General features: G+C 63.1%; 18 protein-coding genes. 4 read left to right on the top strand and 14 right to left on the bottom strand.

Annotated elements, in window-relative coordinates; translation table 11 throughout:
* The first annotated feature begins 95 nt into the window (after window positions 1-95).
* Both VUN82_19110 and VUN82_19115 read left to right on the top strand, forming a co-directional pair.
* Window positions 96-1547, top strand: a complete 1452-nt coding sequence (locus VUN82_19110; GenBank protein ID XAS74743.1) for an amino acid permease — start codon at window positions 96-98, stop codon at window positions 1545-1547.
* Window positions 1548-1564: 17 nt separating this feature from the next.
* On the top strand, window positions 1565-4381 hold the full coding sequence (locus VUN82_19115; protein ID XAS71173.1) for an aminotransferase class I/II-fold pyridoxal phosphate-dependent enzyme: 2817 nt from the start codon (window positions 1565-1567) through the stop codon (window positions 4379-4381).
* A gap of 28 nt (window positions 4382-4409) precedes the next feature.
* On the opposite strand, the gene VUN82_19120 is transcribed toward VUN82_19115, so the two are convergent.
* The 11 genes from VUN82_19120 to VUN82_19170 all read right to left on the bottom strand — a co-directional run bounded on the left by VUN82_19120 (window position 4410) and on the right by VUN82_19170 (window position 16208).
* Window positions 4410-5450 carry an LLM class flavin-dependent oxidoreductase gene (locus tag VUN82_19120; protein ID XAS71174.1) on the bottom strand — a complete coding sequence of 347 codons (1041 nt, stop codon included), beginning with the start codon at window positions 5448-5450 and terminating at the stop codon, window positions 4410-4412.
* A 35-nt stretch (window positions 5451-5485) separates the two neighbouring features.
* A complete protein-coding gene (locus tag VUN82_19125; protein ID XAS71175.1) occupies window positions 5486-6043 on the bottom strand; it encodes a dihydrofolate reductase family protein in 558 nt (185 codons plus the stop codon).
* Between the two features lie 102 nt (window positions 6044-6145).
* Complete coding sequence (locus tag VUN82_19130) at window positions 6146-7090, bottom strand: ABC transporter permease (protein ID XAS71176.1); 945 nt, start codon at window positions 7088-7090, stop codon at window positions 6146-6148.
* Window positions 7080-7811, bottom strand: a complete 732-nt coding sequence (locus tag VUN82_19135) for an ABC transporter ATP-binding protein (protein ID XAS71177.1) — start codon at window positions 7809-7811, stop codon at window positions 7080-7082. The genes VUN82_19130 and VUN82_19135 overlap by 11 nt, the downstream gene beginning before the upstream one ends.
* Window positions 7812-7911: 100 nt before the next feature.
* Window positions 7912-9060: an ABC transporter substrate-binding protein gene (locus VUN82_19140; protein ID XAS71178.1), complete on the bottom strand. Its 1149-nt coding sequence runs from the start codon at window positions 9058-9060 to the stop codon at window positions 7912-7914.
* A gap of 226 nt (window positions 9061-9286) precedes the next feature.
* Window positions 9287-10240, bottom strand: a complete 954-nt coding sequence (gene mmuM / locus VUN82_19145; GenBank protein ID XAS71179.1) for a homocysteine S-methyltransferase — start codon at window positions 10238-10240, stop codon at window positions 9287-9289.
* A 112-nt stretch (window positions 10241-10352) separates the two neighbouring features.
* Window positions 10353-11756: a GTP-binding protein gene (locus VUN82_19150; protein ID XAS71180.1), complete on the bottom strand. Its 1404-nt coding sequence runs from the start codon at window positions 11754-11756 to the stop codon at window positions 10353-10355.
* A complete protein-coding gene (gene cysD, locus VUN82_19155) occupies window positions 11757-12818 on the bottom strand; it encodes a sulfate adenylyltransferase subunit CysD (GenBank protein ID XAS71181.1) in 1062 nt (353 codons plus the stop codon).
* Complete coding sequence (locus tag VUN82_19160; GenBank protein ID XAS71182.1) at window positions 12815-13549, bottom strand: phosphoadenylyl-sulfate reductase; 735 nt, start codon at window positions 13547-13549, stop codon at window positions 12815-12817. Before VUN82_19160 ends, cysD begins: the two co-directional genes overlap by 4 nt.
* Window positions 13546-15288, bottom strand: coding sequence for a nitrite/sulfite reductase (locus VUN82_19165; GenBank protein ID XAS71183.1), 1743 nt, complete (start codon window positions 15286-15288; stop codon window positions 13546-13548). The genes VUN82_19160 and VUN82_19165 overlap by 4 nt, the downstream gene beginning before the upstream one ends.
* A gap of 152 nt (window positions 15289-15440) precedes the next feature.
* Entirely contained in the window at window positions 15441-16208 is a 768-nt protein-coding gene (locus VUN82_19170; GenBank protein ID XAS71184.1) for a sirohydrochlorin chelatase, read from the bottom strand.
* Here VUN82_19170 and VUN82_19175 point away from each other — a divergent pair, their 5' ends adjacent.
* On the top strand, window positions 16209-16880 hold the full coding sequence (locus VUN82_19175; protein XAS71185.1) for a trimeric intracellular cation channel family protein: 672 nt from the start codon (window positions 16209-16211) through the stop codon (window positions 16878-16880).
* A gap of 13 nt (window positions 16881-16893) precedes the next feature.
* Window positions 16894-17316: a hypothetical protein gene (locus VUN82_19180; GenBank protein XAS71186.1), complete on the top strand. Its 423-nt coding sequence runs from the start codon at window positions 16894-16896 to the stop codon at window positions 17314-17316.
* Window positions 17317-17484: 168 nt separating this feature from the next.
* On the opposite strand, the gene VUN82_19185 is transcribed toward VUN82_19180, so the two are convergent.
* From VUN82_19185 to VUN82_19195, 3 genes are all read right to left on the bottom strand, one after another.
* Window positions 17485-18354, bottom strand: coding sequence for a type IV toxin-antitoxin system AbiEi family antitoxin domain-containing protein (locus VUN82_19185; protein ID XAS71187.1), 870 nt, complete (start codon window positions 18352-18354; stop codon window positions 17485-17487).
* Between the two features lie 570 nt (window positions 18355-18924).
* Window positions 18925-20028 carry a polyprenyl synthetase family protein gene (locus tag VUN82_19190; GenBank protein XAS71188.1) on the bottom strand — a complete coding sequence of 368 codons (1104 nt, stop codon included), beginning with the start codon at window positions 20026-20028 and terminating at the stop codon, window positions 18925-18927.
* A 9-nt stretch (window positions 20029-20037) separates the two neighbouring features.
* Window positions 20038-21381 (bottom strand): geranylgeranyl reductase family protein, encoded by a 1344-nt coding sequence (locus VUN82_19195; GenBank protein ID XAS71189.1) that lies wholly within the window; start codon window positions 21379-21381, stop codon window positions 20038-20040.
* Between the last annotated feature and the right edge of the window lie 16 nt (window positions 21382-21397).

Genomic DNA, 21397 nt, shown 5'->3' on the forward strand with positions numbered 1-21397 from the left:
ACGGCGGCGCCGGAGTCAAAGGAGACCCCCAAGTGATACCCACGTCAGTTTCAGCGCATTCTGCTGCGCCCAGCCGGTCCGACGAGGCCGGCACCCTGCTTGTCGGCCAGGAGCCCGGCCGGGATTTCTCAACGGAAGAATCGGGCTACCGGAAGACCCTCAAGCCCCGACAGATCCAAATGATCGCCATAGGCGGCGCGATCGGCACGGGGCTTTTCATGGGAGCAGGCGGCCGTCTCAACGGTTCAGGCCCGGCCCTGGTCCTGGTGTATGCGGTGTGCGGTTTTTTTGCCTTCCTCATCCTGCGCGCATTGGGCGAGCTGGTTCTCTACCGCCCGGCCTCAGGTTCGTTCGTTTCCTACGCCCGCGAGTTTTACGGCGAGAAAATGGCCTACACGGCTGGTTGGTTGTACTTCCTGAACTGGGCCATGACCTCCATTGTGGATGTCACGGCGGTGGCCCTGTACGTGAAGTTTTGGGGCCAGTTCTGGCAACCCATTAATGACGTCCCGCAATGGCTCATCGCCCTCATTGCCCTCGTGGTGGTGCTGGCGCTGAACCTCGTGTCGGTGAAGATCTTCGGCGAGATGGAGTTCTGGTTCGCCCTCATCAAGGTGGGTGCGCTGGTAGCCTTCCTCGTCGTCGGAATCTGCTTCATCGTCTTTGGTGGCCGGACGGATGTGGGCGTTCCCGGCCTGAACGTCATTGCCGATAACGGCGGCCTCTTCCCCACGGGCGCTGTGGCACCGCTCCTGGCGATCAGCGGCGTCGTCTTCGCCTACGCAGCCGTTGAGCTGGTAGGCACCGCCGCCGGCGAAACTGCCAACCCGCACAAGGTCATGCCCAAAGCCGTCAACACGGTGGTTCTGCGTATCGGCATTTTCTACGTCGGCTCCGTCCTGTTGCTCTCGCTTCTGCTGCCCTTCACGTCCTACAAGTCCGGCGAATCGCCGTTCGTGACCTTTTTCTCGCACCTTGGCGACCCCCAGGCCGGCGCGATCTCTGCCTCCGTGATGAACTTCGTCGTTCTGACCGCTGCCCTCTCAAGCCTCAACGCCGGTTTGTACTCCACCGGACGGATCCTGCGTTCCATGGCAATCAAAGGCTCAGCTCCCCGCTTCACCGCCCGCATCAGCGCCTCCGGTGTCCCTTACGGCGGCATCCTGCTGACTGCCGTCATCACGTTGATGGGCGTTGGCCTGAACGCCATCGTTCCGTCGCAGGTCTTTGAAATCGTGCTCGAGGTCTCGGCGCTGGGCATCATCGGCGGTTGGGCCACGATCATGCTCTGCCACATCAAGCTGCAAGCGTGGGTGCGGAGCGGCAAAGTCACCAGGCCAGCGTTCCGGCTCTTCGGTGCCCCCTTCACTTCCTATCTAACCCTCGGATTCCTGGCCTTTGTCCTGGTCACCATGGGCTTCTCGGAAACAGGCCGGTGGGTGCTCGCTTCCCTGCTGGTATTGGCACCGCTGCTCGTGGGTGGCTGGTATGCCCACCGTGGCCGAATCCGTAATGAGCAGTCCGCTTTGAACCCGCCCTCAGTTTGAAAGAGAAAACACGTCACATGAGCACCCTTTCCCCCCTTCCAAAAATTGGCACGCCCAGCCGCGCCTGGAGGTCGCGCGCCGATGCTTGGGAGTTCCTGGGATATGCCATCAAGCAGCTTGCCTTGGACCTTCACTCCTCCTCCGACTCCGGCTTGCACTCCCAGATCAGCCGCACTTTCGCGCTCCTGGATGCCGTGGAGCCCTACTGGGCGGAGCCGGGCGTTGCGGCGGTGGCCCAGTTGCGCCAATTGGTCGACGACGGCGACCCCCACGCCGCGCTGGAACTTCTGGGCGGTTTGGCGCACCTTCCTCTGGCTTCCGGTGCGGAGCAAGGTTCAGTTTCCGGGGGTCTCCAGGAGTCGTCCGAGGACGAGGTTGCACAAGCCGAGCAGGCTGACCGTCCTCGCTTTGAGGTTCTGGTGGTGGACAACATCACGGCCCAGGAAGCTGAGTCGCTCAAGAACAACATGGCTGCCCAGCGCCGCCCATCGGATGCTTTCACGTACGAAATCAATGTGGTCCCCAGCTACGAAGACGCGTTGGTCGCCGTCCTCCTCAACCCCGATATCCAAGCGGTGATCCTGCGTCCGGGCTTCTCGGTTCGCAGCTCCCAGCAGCTGGGCAGCGACCTCCGCCGCTTCCTGGCCGGGCACACTCCCGAAGGCCTGCAGGCGTTGCGGCCCGTCAAACGGATCCTGGGCCTGGCCGAGGAAATATCCGGGCTCAGGCCTGAGTTGGACGTCTACCTGGTTGCAGGCGTCTCCATCGAGTCCCTAGCCGGATCGCTGACCAGGAAGTTCCGGAGGATTTTCCGCAGGCAGGATCACCTGGACCTGCACTTGTCCCTGTTGTCCGGGGTTGCAGAACGATACGAGGCTCCGTTCTTCACAGCCCTGCTGGATTACAGCCGCCGGCCTGCAAGCGTCTTCCACGCGCTGCCCATTTCGCGTGGCGGATCCGTTGGGAACTCCCCCTGGATCCGCGACATGGCCGATTTTTACGGGACAAACCTGCTTTTGGCAGAGACTTCGGCAACGTCCGGCGGCCTCGATTCCCTGCTGGACCCGCATGGATCCATCAAGCAGGCGCAGGACCTCGCCGCCCGGGCCTTCGGAGCGCAACGAACGTACTTCGTTACCAACGGCACGTCCACGGCCAACAAGATCGTTCATCAATCCCTGCTGGCCCCTGGTGACGTCGTGCTGGTTGACCGGAACTGCCACAAGTCCCACCACTACGCCTTTGTGCTCGCCGGTGCCCGCGTTTCATATCTGGATGCCTATCCCTTGGACAAGTACGCCTTCTATGGTGCTGTGCCCTTGGCGAGTTTGAAGCGCAGGCTGCTTGAGTACCGGCGGGCCGGACGGCTGCACGAAGTCAAAATGGTCACGCTCACCAACTGCACCTTTGACGGCATCGTTTACGACGTCGAGCGTGTCATGGAGGAATGCCTGGCCATCAAACCTGACTTGGTGTTCCTCTGGGACGAGGCATGGTTTGCCTTCGCGCGCTCCCATCCCATCTACCGGCGTCGAACGGGTATGGCTTCAGCAGCCGCGCTGGAAGCTTCCTTCAGCAACCCTGCCTACGCGGCCCGCTATGCCGAGCAGGCAGCGGCCTTGCACGACCCCGTAACGGGTGAACCTCTTGATGACGAGGCCTGGTTGAACAGGCGGCTGATTCCCAACCCTGCGAAGGCGCGGATCAGGGTTTACGCCACCCAGTCAACACATAAGACCCTGACGTCCCTACGTCAGGGCTCCATGATTCACGTGTACGACCAAGACTTCATGGCATCCAACCAGGAGTCCTTCCGCGAGGCGTACATGACCCACACCTCCACCTCACCCAACTACCAAATCCTGGCTTCCCTGGACATTGGCCGGCGGCAAGTGGAGCTGGAAGGTTTTGGTTTGGTCCAGAAGCAATCCGACCTCGCCGTCTCTGTGGCACAAGCAGTCGCACGGCATCCCCTGCTGAAGAAGTACTTCCGGGTGTTGACCTCGCGGGACCTTATTGAGCCCCAATACCGCGAAACCAGCGCCGCCATGCCGCTACGGGAGGGACTGGCGGAACTTGAGGACGCGTGGCAACGCGATGAGTTCGTCATTGATCCGAGCCGCCTCACGCTGGACATCAGCAGGACAGGGATCGACGGCGACACGTTCCGCCACAGCTACCTCATGGACGATCACGGGATCCAGGTGAATAAGACGTCCCGGAACACTGTGCTGTTCATGACCAACATCGGCACCTCGCGAAGTTCCGTGGCATACCTGATCGAGGTCCTGGTCAAACTCGCCGAGGGATTCGAAAACCCCCATCCATCATCGCGACCCCGCACGGTGCCCGTGCTTTCGCCCGCGTCTTCGGCCGTGTCTTCGGTGCCCGGAGGATCAGTGGTGGTTGGACAGACGCCGCCGCTCCCGGACTTCAGCACGTTCGCAGCGCGGTTCCGTGTGGACGACGCCTGTGAAGACGGCGATATCCGCGCAGCCTACTTCGAAAGCTACAAGCCCGAATCCACGGCCTACTTGTCCGCCGACGAACTGGCCCTTGCGGTCCGTGCCGGGCAGGAAGTCATTTCCGCCGGCTTCGTCACACCGTATCCGCCGGGCTTCCCCATCCTCGTCCCGGGCCAGGTCATTACCCGGCAGACGTTGGAGTTCATGGCTGCTTTGGACACCCGGGAGATCCACGGTTTCGATCACGAACGTGGCTACCGGGTCTTCGTGGATGGGTCTGCGGTTTCGGGGTCCGGCTTCGCGGAGGCTGGTGTTTCGGAGACTGCTGTGGAAACGGCGGGCATCGGGCGGCTCCCCGCCGCTTCGTAGGACTGGGCGGATACCTGCGCAGAGTGCGCTACGCGCTTTGGCGGGCCCAACCAAAAGCGGGTGCGATGTGCTTCGCGACGTTCCCCAGGAGCTTCGCGTTGTACTCCACCCCGAGTTGGTTGGGCACCGTCAGGAGGACCGTGTCGGCAGCTTGGACGGCTGCATCGGCTGCTAGTTCTTCTGCCAAGCCGTCCGGCTCCCCGATGTAGCTCTTCCCGAAACGGGACAACGCGCCGTCGAGAATTCCTACCTGGTCCTGCCGGTCCGCTTGGGCGCGAAGGCCGAAGTAGCGGTTGTCCACCTCATCGACGATCGGCAGGATGCTGCGGCTAACTGAAACGCGGGGCTCGAAGTCGTGCCCGGCAGCTGCCCAGGCTTCACGGAACATGTGGATCTGCTCGGCTTGCAGTTGGTCGAACGGGACGCCGGTATCCTCGGTCAGGAGCGTGGAACTCATGAGGTTCATGCCCTGCTCGGCGGCCCAGACTGCCGTCTTGCGGGTGCCCGCACCCCACCAGATTCGCTGTGGGAGTCCCGGGGAGAGCGGCTGGATAGGCAGAAGCCCGGTGGCTCCGCCTGCGTAGTGGGGATCAGCTTGGGCTACTCCGTGCCCGGCGATTGCTTTGCGGAAGAGCGCGGTGTGGCGACGCGCCATGTCGCCCGTGTCCTCGCCTGCATTTGGGACATGGCCAAAGTTGGCGGCTCCGTTCAGGGCAGGCTCGGGTGAACCACGGCTTACACCAAGCTGAAGCCGGCCGTCGCTGATCAGGTCCGTGGCTGCAGCCTCCTCCGCCATGTACAGCGGGTTCTCGTAGCGCATGTCAATCACGCCAGTGCCCATCTCGATGGTGCTGGTCCGTGCGGCAATGGCGGCGAGCAGCGGGAACGGGGAGGCTTGTTGGCGGGCGAAGTGGTGCACACGGAAGAACGCGCCGTCGATCCCCAGTTCCTCTGCGGCCACGGCCAGTTCGATGCCCTGCTTGAGTGATTCACCAGCCGAGGGCACCAGCGAACCAGGGACGCGCGCCCAATGGCCGAAGGAAAGGAAGCCGATCCGTTTGTTGTGCATGTCCGGGACAACAGCGGTAGGTGCCCGCTAATTCCTCAGTCGGCGCGTCGGTAGTGCATGGCGACCGCGCCGTTGCTGAGCGGCTCGGCCGAGATCAGTTCGAGGCGCCTGGTGCTGGGCAGCCCGCCCTGGTACAGAGTGGGACCGTGGCCGGTGATCATGGGGTGGACCAGGAACTTGTACTCGTCGACGAGGTCCAGTCGATCCAGCTCCGTAGCAAGTTTGCCGCTGCCGACAAGAACGCCGTCAGGAGTCCCCTCTTTGAGATCCTGCACCGCAGTGCGCAACTCGCCGACGAGGTGATGGCTGTTGGTCCACGGGAAGTCGCTACGGGTAGCCGAGACCACGTATTTGGGCTTGGTTTCGAGTTTGAGGGCCCAATCGCGCATAGCTGGCGGCGCATCGACGTCGCCACGCGCCACCAGCGGCCAGTAGTCCTCCATCATTTCGTACGTGGTGCGGCCCCAGAGCATCGCGCCGCTCTCCTCCAGAAGCCGGGTGAAGTGGGCGTGCGTCTCGTCGTCGGCGATGCCCTCCCGGTGGTCGATGCAACCATCCAGTGTGACGTTGATGCTGAACGTTAGAAGGCCCATGCGGTGATTCTATGCAGCTAAAAGCAACGCGGGGTCACATACGGCCCATATTTACGCCAAACATGGGCCGTATCTGACCCCGCGTTGCTTTAAAAAGGGGGCTTAGCGGCTGCTACCCGCCAGCAAACCGCGCCGCTGCAGCAGGCGCTTCTCGATCGGGGCGAAAACGAGGAGCTCGATCAGGATGCCCACCGCCAGGATCAACAGGATCGCGGACATGACCACAGCCATGTCTGACAGCGCACGTCCTTGGTCAAGCAGCGAGCCCAAGCCGAAGCCGATGGTGCCACCCACAGCGATGATTTCCGCGGCCATCAAAGAACGCCAGGAGAAAGCCCAACCCTGCTTCAATCCGCCGATGTATCCGGGAAGTGCTGCGGGAAGGACGATCTGCAGGGCCATCTGCAGGCGGTTCGCGCCGAGCACAGTACCCACGCTGCGGTATTGCGGCGGGATCTGGTCCACACCGGAGATGAGGCCATTGATGATCGACGGAATGGCGCCCATGAGGACCACGAAGTAGACGGTGCCATCCGTCAGGCCAAACCAGATGATCGCCGCCGGCACCCAGGCCACGGACGGCAGCACCTGAAGCCCGGAAATCAACGGCCCAAAGGCACGGCGGAGAGGAGCAACCTGTGCAAGCAACAAGCCCACAGGCGTGGCAACTACCACCGAAATCAGGAAGCCGATCAAACCGCGCTGCAACGAGGTCCACACCGATTCCTGAACCCTGCCTTCGCCCCAGAGCGTCACCAGCTGGTTGAGCACATCAAGGGGCCCGGGAACCTGGTCACGGCGCTTGAGGCCGAGGGACACGTAGAACTGCCAGACGAGGACGAGAACTACCAAGGCTGCGATCGGCAGCAGCACGCGCTTCCAATCGATGTCGGCTTTACGTCCGGTATCGGACTGGAGGTTGTCCAGGCCCGCTTCGAGGTCGCGCAGCTCTGAGGGGTTGCCCTTCAAGGACGGCGACGTTATGTGCTCGCTGGTTTCGCTCACGGGCAGGGTCCGCTCTTGGGTAGTGGTGGGGTTACTTGGCATGGCGGCGGATCTCCTCGCGTAGCCGGCGGGTAATGACTCCGGTCAGCTCCCCAGCACGACCAGCATCAGTTCGGTGTTCCTCCGTCACATCCCATTCGGCCACAACACGACCAGGACGCGAGGACAAAAGCAGCACGCGCTGGCCCAAGCGAACAGCCTCACGAACGTTGTGCGTCACGAACACGATGGTGCGGCCGGTTTCCTTCCAGATCCGCTCGAGTTCGTCGTGAAGGAGATCGCGCGTAATCGCATCAAGCGCCGCGAAAGGCTCATCCATCAACAACAGTTGCCGGTCCTGGGCCAAAGAACGTGCAAGGGCAACGCGTTGCCGCATGCCGCCAGAAAGTTCGTGTGGACGCTTGTCGCCGGCACCGCCGAGGTGTACAAGTTCCAGCAATTCGGTTGCCCGTTCGCGGCGGCTGGCCTTGCTGCTGGACTTGTCAGCCAGCTGAAGTGCGAGTTCGATGTTGCCTCTCGCCGTCAACCACGGGAACAGTGCCGAGTCCTGGAACATGAAGGCCGCGCCGTCGCTGGGCACCTCAAGGGCGCCCGACGTCGGATGCTCAAGTCCCGCCATGATGTTCAGTAGCGTGGACTTGCCGCAGCCGGACGCACCGAGGAGGGCTACGAACTCGCCCTGCGCGATGGTGGCATTGACGTCGTCCAGCACCGGGGCGCCGTCGCCGAAGCGCTTGCCCAGGTTCTCGAGTACGACTGGCATGGTCCCGTCCTTCGTGTTGATTGGTGGAGCTGATATGGCTGAAGGCTGGCCCGCTCCCCCACCCGTATTCCGGAGGGGAAGCGGACCAGCCGATTGGTGCTTAGTCCTGGCCGAGCCCTGCAGCGGACGTCTTCTTGCCCTCTACTTCGTTCAAGGCCCGGAGGTCGAAGATGCCGTTGATATCGGCAGCCTTGGTGGTGCCGGCGTCCACGCCGTCCTGGAGGAGCTTCTTGTACGTTCCGGCCAGAGGATCTGTGGTGAAGGTGATGTTCTTCAACGCCCGGTCGATCACGTTGGCGGGGAGCGGCTTGCCGGCTGTGTCCTTGAGGACGGCGTTGATGGTGTTGGCCTTCTCTTCCGGCGTTGCGGAGTTCAGCCAGTTCACGGATTCGACGTGGCCCTTGAGCAGTGCCTTCACAGTCTCGGGGTGCTCGGCGGCGAACTTCTTGTTCACAATCAGGATGGTGGTGGTGAATTCACCCTTGTCCCACAGGTCCTTCTCGTCCACGAGAACCTTCGCGCCGGCTTCGAGGACCAAACGGGAGGCCCACGGCTCAGGCAACCACGCGCCGTCGAGCTTTCCGTCCTGGAAGAGCTTCAGTGTCTGGGCGTTTTCTGTCGGGTTGATGTTGACGTCGCCGCTGCCGTCAGGGTTGGTCTTGTAGCCCTGGTGGCCCAACCATGCGCGGAGGGCAACGTCCTGCGTTCCGCCGAGCTGCGGGGAGGCGAGGACCTTGCCCTTGAGGTCGGCCGCGGAGTTGATTTCGGGCTTGACCACCAGCTGGGCGCCGCCGGCTGCTGCCCCGGCGATGATGCTGACCGACTCGCCGTTGCTCTTGACGAACGAGTTGATGGCCGGGTTGGGGCCGATGTACGTGGCATCGATGGCGCCGGCGTTCAAGGCCTCGATCGCGGCGGGGCCTGCGTTGAAGATCTGGGTGCTGAGCTTGGTATCGCCGAGGTCCTTGGCGATGATGCCTTTGCTGATGCCCACCAGGGCCGGGCCGTGCGTCACGTTGCTGAAGTAGCCGAGCTTGAGCTCGGCAGCAGGCGACGTTGTGGGGGCCGGAGCGGCCTCGTTGCTGCGGGAGACGGCCGACGCAACCGCTGCGCCCGCACCGATGAGCAGGACCAGGCCGACGGCCAATCCGATCTCAAGGGTGCGGCGGCGCTTGGGCTTGTTGGTCTCACCGGCGACGATGCGGGTGGTGCCGGAATCGGGCTTCTGTGACTCGGGGGTGTTTGCCATGGGGAGGTCCTAAGGAAATGTGGGATGCGAAGGGGGCGAAGATCAGGCCCCGTAACATCGCCCGTCGAGGGCAAGGAAGGACCATTCCGGAAAGGTCATGCCTTCACAGTAGGGACTGTCATATTTCCGCTTCAATCCCATAGAAACCAAGGTTCACGCAGGGTCACGTGACGTCACATTCGCCGCTGGGCCTTCAAAGTTGCATCGCGTTGTGCGGCACGTGCGTTCATGAACGGTCACCCGGCGTCATGTTTGCTGCCAGCTCTGCAATGTCGCGCGGCGTCGTCCGGCAGCAGCCACCGATCAGCCGGACTCCCCGGTCACGCCAGTCAGCGGCGTTCCCGGCGAGGGTAGTCGTGCCGTGACCACCAACGGAAGGCCCCCACGTCTTCGTGACGGCGTCGTAGGTCTCCCCCGAGTTCGGGTACGCGACCAACGGCCTGTCCGATACATCATTGAGCGTCCCAAGGGCCGACGTCACCAACTCCAGCGGCACGCAGTTAACCCCGACGGCGGCCACCCGCGGGTCCGTACGGAGCAGCGCAGCCACCTCACCCAGCGGCGTTCCATCACTGATGTGCTCCGCGTCCCGCAGCGTGAACGTGAACCAGGATTCGACGTCGAACTCCGCCACGAGCGCCAACAGAGCCTCCGCTTCGCCGAACGATGGCAGCGTCTCGCACGCCAGGAAATCTGCCCCGGCTTCCACAAGAGCGGCGATGCGCGGTCGATGGAAATCCATGAATTCTGTGCGACTCAGCGTGTAATCGCCCCGATATTCGGAGCCATCAGCAAGGTAGGCACCGTACGGGCCCACGGATCCTGCCACCAGGAGCCGGCCGCTGGAAGGGTTCGCCTCGGCGTATTCGCGACGCGCCTCGTCGGCAAGCTGCACGCTCAACGCCACCAGCTCCAAGGCCTCGCTCTCCCCCAGGCCACGACGCGCGAATCCTTGGGGAGTGGCCTGGTAGCTGGCCGTGATGGCCACGGAGGCACCGGCGTCGTAATAGTCGCGGTGGACCTGCTTGATCAGGTGCGGCTGCTCCAGCAGGACCTTCGCGGACCACAAGGCGTCCTCAAGATCACAGCCGTGGGCCTCCAATTCCGTGGCGAGGGCCCCATCCAGGACGAGGTCCTGCCCGGAGTCCAACAGGGTGCTGAGTGCTGTGTTCTGTGGCATGTAGTGATCTTCCCGCTAAATCGCTCAATGAAAAAACCGCAGCTTGTTCGAAATCCCCGCCATATAAGGCCGGGAATTTCGAACAAGCTGCGGTCTATCTGACTCTTCGACCTTAGATGACGTAGCGCTCGTCTTCGTGGTCGCCCGGGTGGTCCTTGACCAGTCCGGCGGCAAGGGTGTTGCCGTCCATGGGATCGATCACCAAGAACGCGCCCGTGCGGCGGTGGTGCAGGTAGTTCTCCAGCGGCAACGGAGCAGCCAGGCGAAGCTGGGCATGTCCAATGTCGTTGAGTTCAAGGCTTGAAGCAGGCTCCACGTTGAACGTAGCCAGGTCAAGCTTGCCGGTGACGTTGCGGACCAAAGCCTGGACCGTGCGCGTACCGTGCTTCACCAGAACCTTCTGGCCTTCACGCAGGGGCTTCGGCGAGAGCCACGCCAACGATGCGTACAGGTCAGCCGTGCTTTCGCGGACCGTTCCCGCGGCAGCGATGGTATCGCCACGGGCAATATCGATCTCGTCAGCCAAACGAACGGCAACGGACTGCGGAGCAGCCGCTTCCTGAAGTTCCTTGCCAGCGAAATCGATGCCGATAATCCGGGTGATACGCGGCTCGTGGCCAGGGCTCAGCACAGTGACTTCGTCGCCAACGTTGACGGAACCCTCGGTGATCTGGCCGGCGTAGGCGCGGTAGTCACGGTAGGCCTCGACATCCAGCCCACCAGCCACAGCATCAGGTGCCAGGGCACCCTGCGGACGGATCACCAGCTGCACCGGGAAGCGGAAGCTCTCCAGCTCAGCCTCGAGCTCGTCGGCTGCCGGAAGGGTTTCGAGGACCTCAAGCAGTGCGGGACCCGTGTACCAGGGAGTGCGCTCGGAGCGGTCCACCACGTTATCGCCATCAAGGGCAGAAACCGGGACCACCAGCAGGTCAGCAACGCCATCGGAACCAAGTCCCAGCTCGCGGGCAACCTTCTGCACGTCAGTCTCGATGTCGCGGAAAACCTGCTCGCTGAAATCAACGAGGTCGATCTTGTTCACTGCCACAATGACGTGGGCAACGCGCAGCAACTGCAGCACGGACAGGTGCCGGCGGGTCTGCTCAAGAACACCCTTGCGGGCGTCAATAAGTACGACGACGGCATCCGCAGTGGACGCGCCGGTCACCGTGTTCTTGGTGTACTGAACGTGGCCGGGGCAATCCGCCAGGATGAAGCTGCGGCGGTCCGTAGCGAAGTAGCGGTACGCCACGTCGATCGTGATGCCCTGCTCGCGCTCGGCACGCAGGCCGTCGGTCAGGAGGGCGAGGTCGATCCCGCCCTTTTCGCCGCCGAAGCCACGGTCCGCTGAGGTGCGGGCAACGGCGTCGAGCGTGTCAGCAAGAATCGCCTTCGAATCGTGAAGGAGGCGGCCCACCAAAGTGGACTTGCCGTCGTCCACCGAGCCGGCAGTAGCGAAACGGAACAGGGTTGTGGGCAAGGCTGTTTCCAGCCCGGCAGCCAGTGTTTCGATGCTCATTTAGAAGTAGCCGTCCTTCTTGCGGTCTTCCATGGCTGCCTCGGAGATGCGGTCATCTGCTCGGGTGGCGCCACGTTCGGTCAGGGTGGAGGCAGCGACTTCGACTACGACGTCGGCCACGGTGCGGGCATCGGACTCGACGGCACCCGTGCAGGACATATCGCCCACCGTGCGGTAGCGAACCAGCTTGGTGATGACTTCCTCGTGCGGCAACGGTTCGGAAACCTCGCCTACCGCACGCCACATGCCGTCGCGGGCGAAAACCTCACGCTCGTGGGCGTAGTACAGGCCGGGGAGCTCGATGTTCTCACGCTCGATGTAGCGCCAGATGTCCAGCTCGGTCCAGTTGCTGATGGGGAACGCACGGACGTGCTGGCCCACGGTGTGGCGACCGTTGTACAGGTTCCACAGCTCGGGGCGCTGATTGCGCGGATCCCACTGGCCGAACTCGTCACGCAGGCTCAGGATGCGCTCCTTGGCACGGGCCTTGTCCTCGTCGCGACGGCCGCCGCCAAACACGGCGTCGAACTTGTTGCGCTGGATGGCATCAAGCAGCGGAACGGTCTGCAGCGGGTTGCGGGTGCCATCGGCACGCTCGGCCAGTTCGCCGCGGTCGATGAACTCCTGCACGGAGCCAACAACGAGCTTCAGGCCAAGACGCTCAACAGTACGGTCGCGGAAGTCGATGACCTCCGGGAAGTTGTGCCCCGTGTCCACGTGCAGGACCGGGAAAGGAACCTTGCCCGGCCAGAAAGCCTTGGTGGCCAGGTGCAGCATGACCACGGAGTCCTTGCCGCCGGAGAACAACAGCGCAGGCTTCTCGAACTCGGCGACAACCTCGCGGATGATGTGGATTGCTTCCGATTCAAGGGTGTCCAGTGAGCTCAGGCGGGACGAGCCGCCGTCTGCCGCCCCCGCCCCTGCGCCGCGCGGCTGATCTTCGATCAGCCCAGCGCGCGGCTCCGACAGGCCCGAAGCCACTCCCTGGGCGGCAGACGGCGTCTCTAGGTCGCTTTCCAGCACGTCCAGCTCCAGTTCCTCGTTCGTGGTTTGAGTGCTCATGTGTGTAGTCCGCATTCTGTCTTGTCGGATCCTGCCCAGCGGCCGGCGCGGGGATCTTCACCCGGGGCCACCTTGCGGGTGCAGGGCTGGCAGCCGATGGACGGGTAGCCCTGGCTCAGGAGGGGGTTGACGGGAAGGATGTTGTCCTCGGAGTACTCCACCAGCTGATCGAAGGTCCAGTCGACCATCGGGTTCACTTTGACCAGGCCGAAGCCCTCGTCCCAGGTGATCACCGGGGTGTTGGTGCGGGTGGGTCCTTCGTCGCGTCGGACGCCGGTGAACCACACTTCGTAGCCCGCAAGCGAGCGGCGGAGCGGCTCTACCTTGCGCAGCGCGCAGCACTGGGCGGGGTCGCGGGCGAACAGGTCCTTGCCCAGCAAACGGTCCTGCTGTTCCACTGTGTTCTCGGGGAGGACGTCCACCACGTTGACGCGCAGGTTCGCCGCTACTTCATCGCGGGTCTCATACGTTTCCTTGAAGTGGTAGCCGGTTTCGAGGAACAAAACGTCGACGCCGGGAAGCTGGTCCGCGACCAAGGCCGGAAGAACGGCGTCGGCCATGGAGCAAGCCACGGTTACTGCGGGCAGCTCGAAGTTCCGGGCCACCCAGGCGATGACATCGCGGGCGGGCGCGTTCCAGCCAAGCTCTGCAGCTCCGGCTTCGGCCAGTGCCTTGAGTTCTTCGTGTGAGCGAAGTGCGGGGCGTGCCGGCAGTGTTTGGGGATCTGTCACTGGAGGTCTCCTTCGTCTGCGGAGAGTGCCCATTCGGCGAAGGTCTGGCCTTCGGCGCCAGCGGCGACGAATTTGCGGACCACACGCTCCACGTAGTCGGGCAGGTTTTCGACCGTGACCTTGAGGCCGCGGACAGTACGTCCCAAACCGGCTTCCTCACGCTCGTTGTTGGCCAGCCCGCCACCGAGGTGGACCTGGAAACCCGGGGTGGGGTCGCCGTCGGGGGTTGGCAGCATCATGCCCTTGAGGCCGATGTCCGCAGTTTGAATGCGGGCGCAGGAGTTCGGGCAGCCGTTGATGTGCAGGGACAGTGCCTGCGGAAGCTGCTTGGTCTCCACGAGGTCGGCCAGGCGGCGTTCCAATTCAGCAATGGCGGTTGCCGCGGTGACCTTGGTTTCCACGATGGCCAGCTTGCAGAACTCGATGCCGGTGCAGGCGATGGTGCCGCGGCGGAACACGGACGGACGGGCGGAGAGGCCCAGCGTGTCCAGTTCGGCGATGAGCGGCTCTACGTGCTCCTTGGCGACGTCCAGGATGACGAGCTTCTGGTGGGGAGTTGTGCGGAGCCGGTAGCTGCCGTGCTTCTCCAGGGTGTCCGCCAGCGTGACAAGTGCCTCGCCGGAGGTACGTCCCACGGTGGGGGTCACGCCGATGAAGAACTTGCCGTCCTTCTGCTCGTGAACACCGATGTGGTCTCCGGGAGCCGTGGGCTTGGGAGCTGCGGGGCCGTCCGGGAGCTTGAAGCCGAGGTATTCATCTTCCAGGATCTGGCGGAACTTGGCGGGGCCCCAGTCGTTCATCAGGAACTTCAGGCGGGCCTTGGTACGCATGCGGCGGTAACCGTAGTCGCGGAAGATGCTGGTGACGCCGAGCCACACTTGAGCGGCGACGTCGGCCGAGACGAACACGCCAAGGCGCTCTGCCAGGCGCGGGTTGGTGGACAAGCCGCCGCCAACCCAGAGGTCGTAACCGGCACCGAGTTCGGGGTGGACAACGCCCACCAAGGCGAAGTCGTTGATCTCGTGGACCACGTCCTGGGACGGGTGGCCGGTGATCGCAGTCTTGTACTTGCGCGGCAGGTTGGCCAGCTCGGGGTCGCCGATGAAACGCTCGGCGAGCTCCTGGATGAGCGGCGTGGGATCGATGATCTCGTCCTTGGCGATGCCGGCAACCGGCGAACCCAGGATGACACGGGGAACGTCGCCGCAGGCCTCGGTGGTGGACAGGCCGATGGACTCCAGCCGACGCCAGATTTCCGGCACATCCTCCACGCGGATCCAGTGCAACTGAATGTTCTGGCGGTCCGTGAGGTCGGCCGAGCCGCGGGCGAAGTCCACGGAGATCTGACCGATAACGCGCAGCTGCTCGGTGGTCAGCGCGCCGCCGTCAATGCGGACGCGAAGCATGAAGTACTTGTCTTCGAGCTCGTGCGGCTCAAGTGTTGCGGTCTTGCCGCCGTCGATCCCGGGCTTGCGCTGGGTGTAAAGACCCCACCAGCGGAAACGGCCGTGGAGATCGGTGCCGTCGATCGAGTCGAAGCCCTCTTTGGAGTAGACAGACTCAATCCGCTCACGGACGTTCAGTCCGTTGTCTTCCTGCTTCCAGGTTTCGTTGGCGTTGAGCGGCTCAGTGCCATCAACCTTCCACTGGCCGTGAGGCTTGGCGGCAGGGCGGGTGCGTGCTGGGCGCGAGGGGACTGCGGAGTCCGCGGGCGCACCGGCTACAGCTGTATCTGTCATACGTCGACTTTAGGTGTGGCCAGTTTTGGTCAGCAAAGGTCCGGAAACGCTAAGTCACCTAGGGAAACATTTCGTCACGAACACGCCAGCGGCCTTGTCCCACGGGCCTGTATATGCAGGTCCTTTTGGGGCTCCCACCGCGCAAATAAAGGTTAGGACGTGCTTGCCAGTACGGCGTCAAAACGCTCCAGTGCTATCTCCGCGAGAACCGGCGACGGCAACAGCGGGGCCGTAACAATGTCCGCTCCAGCCTTGGCCAGCTGGTCGTGGAAGTATCCCGTTGCCAGCAGGTACGAGGCGATGAAAACCCTGCCGTTTGTCCCGTCTTTGGCGAGTTCGGCACGCAAGGAGGCGACGCCGTCGGGCACTGTTGGCTGCGCGCTGGCACCGTAGGCCACCCGCACCTTGTTCGGCAGCAGTTCTGCGAGGAGTCGCGCCTGCTCCTCGGAGTCCACCGACCCGTCCGGAAGGGACGATCCCGCGGCAGCCAGCAGCACGCCGTCGTTCTCCTTCAGCCCGGCGGCACGCAAATGAGTGGCAAGCAGCTCCGCCAAGCGCGGATCCGGACCCAGCGGCCTCGCGGCCACTACTTCCGGCCGGCTCTTGATCGCCTTGGGCACATCCACCTTGATGTGGAAGCCGGTACTCAGCAAAAGCGGCACGACGACGGCGGCAGTCCCCTCGGGCAGGCCCTCCACCACCCCGGACAGCTCAGGCTCTTGCACGTCCACGTAGGCCTCAAGGACCTGCAGGCCGGGACGCTGGGCTTCAATTTCTGCCATGACGCGGCGGATGGCGGCCTGGCCTTCGGCGTTGCGGGTTCCGTGGGCACAGGCGATCAAAACGGGGCTGTTCATGGGAGCTAGCGTAACGTTGAGCCAGCACCTACTGAGAGTCGCAGGCAGAAAGAACCCGTCCACTTGATTTCCATCGACATTGTCCTTCTGTGGCTTGACCTGGTCGGCGTGTTTTTCTTCGCGGTCTCGGGTTCGCTGCTGGCGGCCCGCAAACAATTCGACATCGTGGGTTCGGCGCTCCTGGCGTCCATTGTGTCGCTGGGTGGCGGCGCGATTCGCGATGTCGTCATCAACGCCGGCCCGCCTGTGGCGTTCACGAACCCGGTTTATTTGATCCCACCCTTGCTCGCTGCGCTGCTGGTCTACTTCCTGTTTTCTTCCGTGCAGCGCTTCACGTCCCTGTTAACACTGTTCGACGCCGGCGGGTTGGCCCTGTTCTGCATCACCGGGACGTTGAAGGCACTCACGGCCGGGATGAATCCCGTGGCTGCAATCCTCCTGGGAGTGACAACAGCAGTGGGCGGCGGCCTGTTGCGCGACATCACCGCCAACGAGATTCCCACCCTTTTTGATGCCCGCGACATCTACGCGCTACCCGCTTTTGTGGGGGCTGGATTGACCACCCTGCTCTGGCACCTTGGCCTGTTCAGCGGGCTGACCGCATGCCTGGTGGCCGGCATTGTTTTTGCTTTCCGCGTCACAGCCTGGAGGCGTAGTTGGTATGTGCCCTTGGCCGTGCGCGGATGGCAGCGTGCAGGCACCGGGACGGGCGCAATTTCGGGTGCCCGCGATTAGCTAGGATAAGAGCATGACTGACATGTTCCTCGAGAAGTTCCGCGCGCTGGTCCCAAAGTATCTCGAGGATGAATGGCAGGAAGAAGACGGGCTCACCTCCGAGGAACTGGACGAGGCCCTCGCCGATCACTCCTTCACCATCCCGCTGGTTCTGCGCGAGTTCTACCTCGCCCTCGGTGGCTGCGAAGACCTCATGGAGGCGTATCACTACTTCTGGGATCCCGAGGAACTCGAGGTAGATGACGAAGGCTTCCTCATGTTCCTCGAGGATGAAGAGGAACAATTCACCTGGGGCTTCCGCATTGCCGATGTCAGCATCCCGGACCCCATCGTGTGGCGCCGCAACAACGCCCGCGGCCAGTGGAAGAGCGAAGAAGGCACGTTCTCCGAGTTCGTCTTCGACATGTTCGAGTGGGCGTTCAACGACGAAGACTAGGTTTTGACTGGCAGCCCCTGCGGCCCCGATTTGGGTGGCGTGGGGGCTGTTTTGTTGTGGCAGCTGTGCGGCCACCACCCACTTTGAATTTGGAACTGCCCTGACACGCCGCTTCCGGGGTGTGTCGCCGGAAAATTGGGGGTCAAAGTAGGTGGTTGCGGGACAAACTCACGACGGCGGAACCCACGCAGGCGCGAACCTCGCCGGCACGAAGCGGCCAACTTCCCTGTTGAACAGGACTGCCATGACTTCGGCGACCATCCTCTCCGGGTGATGAACGACGTCCACGTAGTAGTAATGGAGGCTCAATAGCCCTCTGCGCATGCCTGCGTTGTTCCTATACTGATCCTTCTTGACCTGTTTTCCCTCAAGGTGCGTGCCGCCGTCGAGTTCAACGATCAGGCATTCGTTTACTAAGCAGTCCACCTCCCCCACGCCCGGGATGTCCACGTGCATCTGGACCCTAAGACCTGCCCGGATGAAGTGGGTGTGCGCGAGTACTTCCAGGAGTGAGTCGGCCCGAGGCAGAACCAAGTCCAGGGTTTCCCGAACCTTGCCGTTCCTGTTGCCAGGGAGCTTTGATTCCAGGAAATCCTTGGAAAGGAGCGCCAAGCTGACCGCGCTCTGCACCATGACCAGCGCTTCGAGTTCAGGCAAACATCGGAGGGCGTGGATCAGGACATCGGCCACGCCCGCTATGGGCAGATACGAGTGGACTGGGTGCAGGCAGGCTCCGTGGTGGACTACACCCCGCCTCGCTTGTCCCGTGCTGCAGCTGAGATGGAGAGCGCCTGCGCCCACTAGGGTCCAGAGACCATAGAAGCGCGCTGCCGAGACGCAGGTAATTAAGCCGTCGGCTCGGAAGGCGGCAACGACGTCGGGGTCTGATGCCCGGGACATGTAGACCCCGCGATGAAGGCGATTGACTACTCCGTCCCTCACTGCCTTTGTGAGCATGCGGCGACTAAAACCCGCAGTCATCAGGGTGGACGTGGTTGCTACTCCACGCCGGCTTCGGAGGAAATTGTCGATGTCCATAGAGCCATGCTGAGTTCTTCCTGGCCTCTGCGATGGGCGCGAAGTCCCCTATGTGGATAACTGCCGCGTACCTCCCCCACCTGGTTTGGGGACCCTGAGGTTGTGACACACCCCGAATTCGGCCAGTCCCTTCCTCCCAAAAATCCGAAGTTAGTGGTGGAGGATCGGCGCTTGGTTGTAAACCGCTCTGCGGGACCGCGAAAACCATTGACGCGAAGAGTTGCATATGTGACAGGATTGTCATAAGCTATTTACGGATCCACTAAATGCCTCCGGTGGGTCTGATGCGAACGGAGATTGTGGTCCCGGTTCGGTGCAGCGTATGACTCGTAACGTTGCAGCGAGCCGGGGCCATTCCGTTTTCCGGGGGACTAAAAGTTTGGGCGCGTACGGTCATCACCCACTTTGGTTCCGCCGATGGCACAACACACCGCAAGCACCGGCGTGTCACCACGCCCGCAGCCTCAAAGTGGGTCGTGAGGGTACACCAAGGCCCGGGCCCAAAATGTGGGGAACAACAAGCAGGCGCCCGGCCCACGAAGGTCCGGACGCCCGTCAAAAAAAGGGAAGCTAGCTGCTCCGGTCCACCACGGCATGCGCGAAGTTCGTCAGCGACGCCTTCACAACGCCCTCCGGCAACGGGGCCAGGGCAGCAACGGCCTCGGCGGACCACTGGCGGGCGATCTTCCAGGATTCGGTAGTCACAGGGTGTTCGCGCAAACCAGCGACGGCATCGGCAAGCGCGGAATCCGATGTCAAGTCGCCGTCCACCAGTTTCAAGAGCGCAGCCGCTGACGAATCACCTGCAGCAGCATCGCGGCGCAGCAGCAGCACGGGCAGCGTGGGAACACCTTCGCGGAGGTCAGTGCCCGGAGATTTGCCGGACTTGACCTTCACGCCGGTGACATCGATGACGTCGTCGGCGAGCTGGAAGGCCACGCCAACCTTCTCGCCGTACTCAACCAGGAGGTCCTCGTACGTGGGATCGGCACCGGCGAAGATCGCGCCAAGTTGGCCGGAGGCTGCAACCAGGGATCCGGTCTTATCGGCGATGACGGACAGGTAGTGCTCTACGGCGTCTTCGTCCTCGCGCGGGCCGACTGTTTCGTGGAGCTGGCCGAGGCAGAGGCGTTCGAAGGTGCGGGCCTGGATGCCGAGTGCACGGGAGCCGAGCTCGGAGACGAGGATGGAGGCGCGGGCAAAGATGAGGTCGCCGGTGAGGATGGCCACGGAGTTGCCCCACACTTCGTGGGCCGTCGGAGCGCCACGGCGGAACGGTGCGGAGTCCATGACGTCGTCGTGGTACAGGGTTGCCAAGTGCGTCAGTTCAACCACGACCGCCGCTTGCACAACCTCAGGACGTGAAGCATCTCCAAGGTGCGCGCACAGCAGAGTGAGCAGCGGTCGGATGCGCTTGCCGCCGGCTTCCACCAGGTGACGCGACGTTGCGTCAGCCAGGGGATCCGAGTTGGAGATGGCTTCGCGAAGCTTCTTTTCCACGCGGGCAAGGTTGGTGGTGATGGCTGGGCCGAGTTCGGCGTCGCCGGCGATGGCGGCAAAACCGGCGGGCAGCTGGAGGCCCGTTGCGATCGCGGCGGTGTGGGGGGCAGGCTCAACAGAGTCCGGCAGGCCGTGCCCGGCATGCGTCCAGCTGTGTTCGGCAGAGTTCGTCACGGCTTAACCCTAACTAGTTGTTGCGGAAACCGCGGTGTCGGAGTCTGCCGCCTTAAAAGGACGGACAGAGGAAGTGTTGGACGTGGCAGGGGCGAGCATCTCAAGGACGCGGATCACGCGGTCTTCGAAGCCCTTCGCAGACGGATCCGTGAGGTTGGCAAGCATGCGCACCACAAAGCGCATCAGCACCGGAATCGGCATACCTGTTCGCAGGGCAAGCTTCATCACGGCGGGCTTCCCGATTAAGGAAGCAAACATACGACCCAGCGTGAAGTGCGATCCCCACTGGTCCCGCACATAGTCCGCGTACCGCGAAAGGTGGGCATCGGCGTCGTCGGCGGTCCAACCGGCGGAGGCCGAGCGTGATGCAGAGTCAATCAGGAACTCAGCCGCGAACCGGGCCGACTCCATCGCGTAGGAGATGCCCTCGCCGTTGAATGGGGACACCATGCCGCCGGCGTCACCCAGCAGGAGCAGCCCCGGCGAGTAGTGCGGCGTGCGGTTGAAGCCCATGGGCAGCGCCGCCCCGCGGATCTCCCCCACCTGGTTTTCGGGGATAAAGCCCCAGTCGGCGGGCATTCCGGCGGTCCATTCGCGCAGGACCTGCTTGTAGTCCAGCTTCCCGAATTCCTTGGAGGAGTTCAGGATGCCGAGGCCGACATTGGAGGTTCCATCACCGACGCCGAACACCCAGCCGTAACCGGGTAGCGGTTTGCCCGACTTGCCGGGGAGCTCCAGCCAGCCTTCCATCCAGTCGTCGTCGTGCCTCGGAGATGTGAAGTAAGTGCGCACGGCGACACCCAGGGGGCGGTCGTCACGCTTATGCATACCCAGCGACACGGCGGTTCGCGTGGAGTTGCCGTCCGCAGCGAGTACGACGTCGGCATGGAAGTCGCGCGTTTCGCCGGTCTTGCGTCCGGACTCGTCAAGGATGGATGCGCGTGCGCCGATGACCCGGCCGTCGTCGGACTGCAAAGCTGAAGTGACGCTGTGGTGTTCAAGCACGACGGCGCCCGCGGCCTCCGCATGCCGGGCCAACGACTCGTCGAAGCCCAGGCGCGTCCGAATCAGTCCGTACGTGGGAAAGTCTGAAACCTCGGGCCAAGGCAGCTCAATGGTACGGCCGCCCGCAATGAGTCGAAGTCCCTTGTTCCGGCGCCAGCCCTCGGACTCAGCATGCGGCATTCCAAGCTTCTGGATCTCGCGGACGGCGCGCGGTGTGAGACCGTCGCCGCAAACTTTTTCGCGGGGAAATGAGGTCTTTTCCAGGACCGTGACATCGATGCCGGCCTGGGCGAGGTAATACGCGGCGGTGGACCCAGCGGGCCCCGCGCCAACAATCAGTACTTTCACGTCGTCCTAAATGAGT

This window comes from Micrococcaceae bacterium Sec5.1, assembly GCA_039636795.1.
Classification (GTDB): Bacteria; Actinomycetota; Actinomycetes; order Actinomycetales; family Micrococcaceae; genus Arthrobacter.

What these genes read in the sequence shown, in the direction of transcription:
- VUN82_19115 (XAS71173.1), top strand. Translation starts at nt 1,565, where the DNA reads ATGAGCACCCTTTCCCCCCTTCCAAAAATTGGCACGCCCAGCCGCGCC.
- VUN82_19120 (XAS71174.1), bottom strand. Translation starts at nt 5,450, where the DNA reads ATGCACAACAAACGGATCGGCTTCCTTTCCTTCGGCCATTGGGCGCGC.
- VUN82_19125 (XAS71175.1), bottom strand. Translation starts at nt 6,043, where the DNA reads ATGGGCCTTCTAACGTTCAGCATCAACGTCACACTGGATGGTTGCATC.
- VUN82_19130 (XAS71176.1), bottom strand. Translation starts at nt 7,090, where the DNA reads ATGCCAAGTAACCCCACCACTACCCAAGAGCGGACCCTGCCCGTGAGC.
- VUN82_19135 (XAS71177.1), bottom strand. Translation starts at nt 7,811, where the DNA reads ATGCCAGTCGTACTCGAGAACCTGGGCAAGCGCTTCGGCGACGGCGCC.
- VUN82_19140 (XAS71178.1), bottom strand. Translation starts at nt 9,060, where the DNA reads ATGGCAAACACCCCCGAGTCACAGAAGCCCGATTCCGGCACCACCCGC.
- mmuM (XAS71179.1), bottom strand. Translation starts at nt 10,240, where the DNA reads ATGCCACAGAACACAGCACTCAGCACCCTGTTGGACTCCGGGCAGGAC.
- VUN82_19150 (XAS71180.1), bottom strand. Translation starts at nt 11,756, where the DNA reads ATGAGCATCGAAACACTGGCTGCCGGGCTGGAAACAGCCTTGCCCACA.
- cysD (XAS71181.1), bottom strand. Translation starts at nt 12,818, where the DNA reads ATGAGCACTCAAACCACGAACGAGGAACTGGAGCTGGACGTGCTGGAA.
- VUN82_19165 (XAS71183.1), bottom strand. Translation starts at nt 15,288, where the DNA reads ATGACAGATACAGCTGTAGCCGGTGCGCCCGCGGACTCCGCAGTCCCC.
- VUN82_19180 (XAS71186.1), top strand. Translation starts at nt 16,894, where the DNA reads ATGACTGACATGTTCCTCGAGAAGTTCCGCGCGCTGGTCCCAAAGTAT.
- VUN82_19185 (XAS71187.1), bottom strand. Translation starts at nt 18,354, where the DNA reads ATGGACATCGACAATTTCCTCCGAAGCCGGCGTGGAGTAGCAACCACG.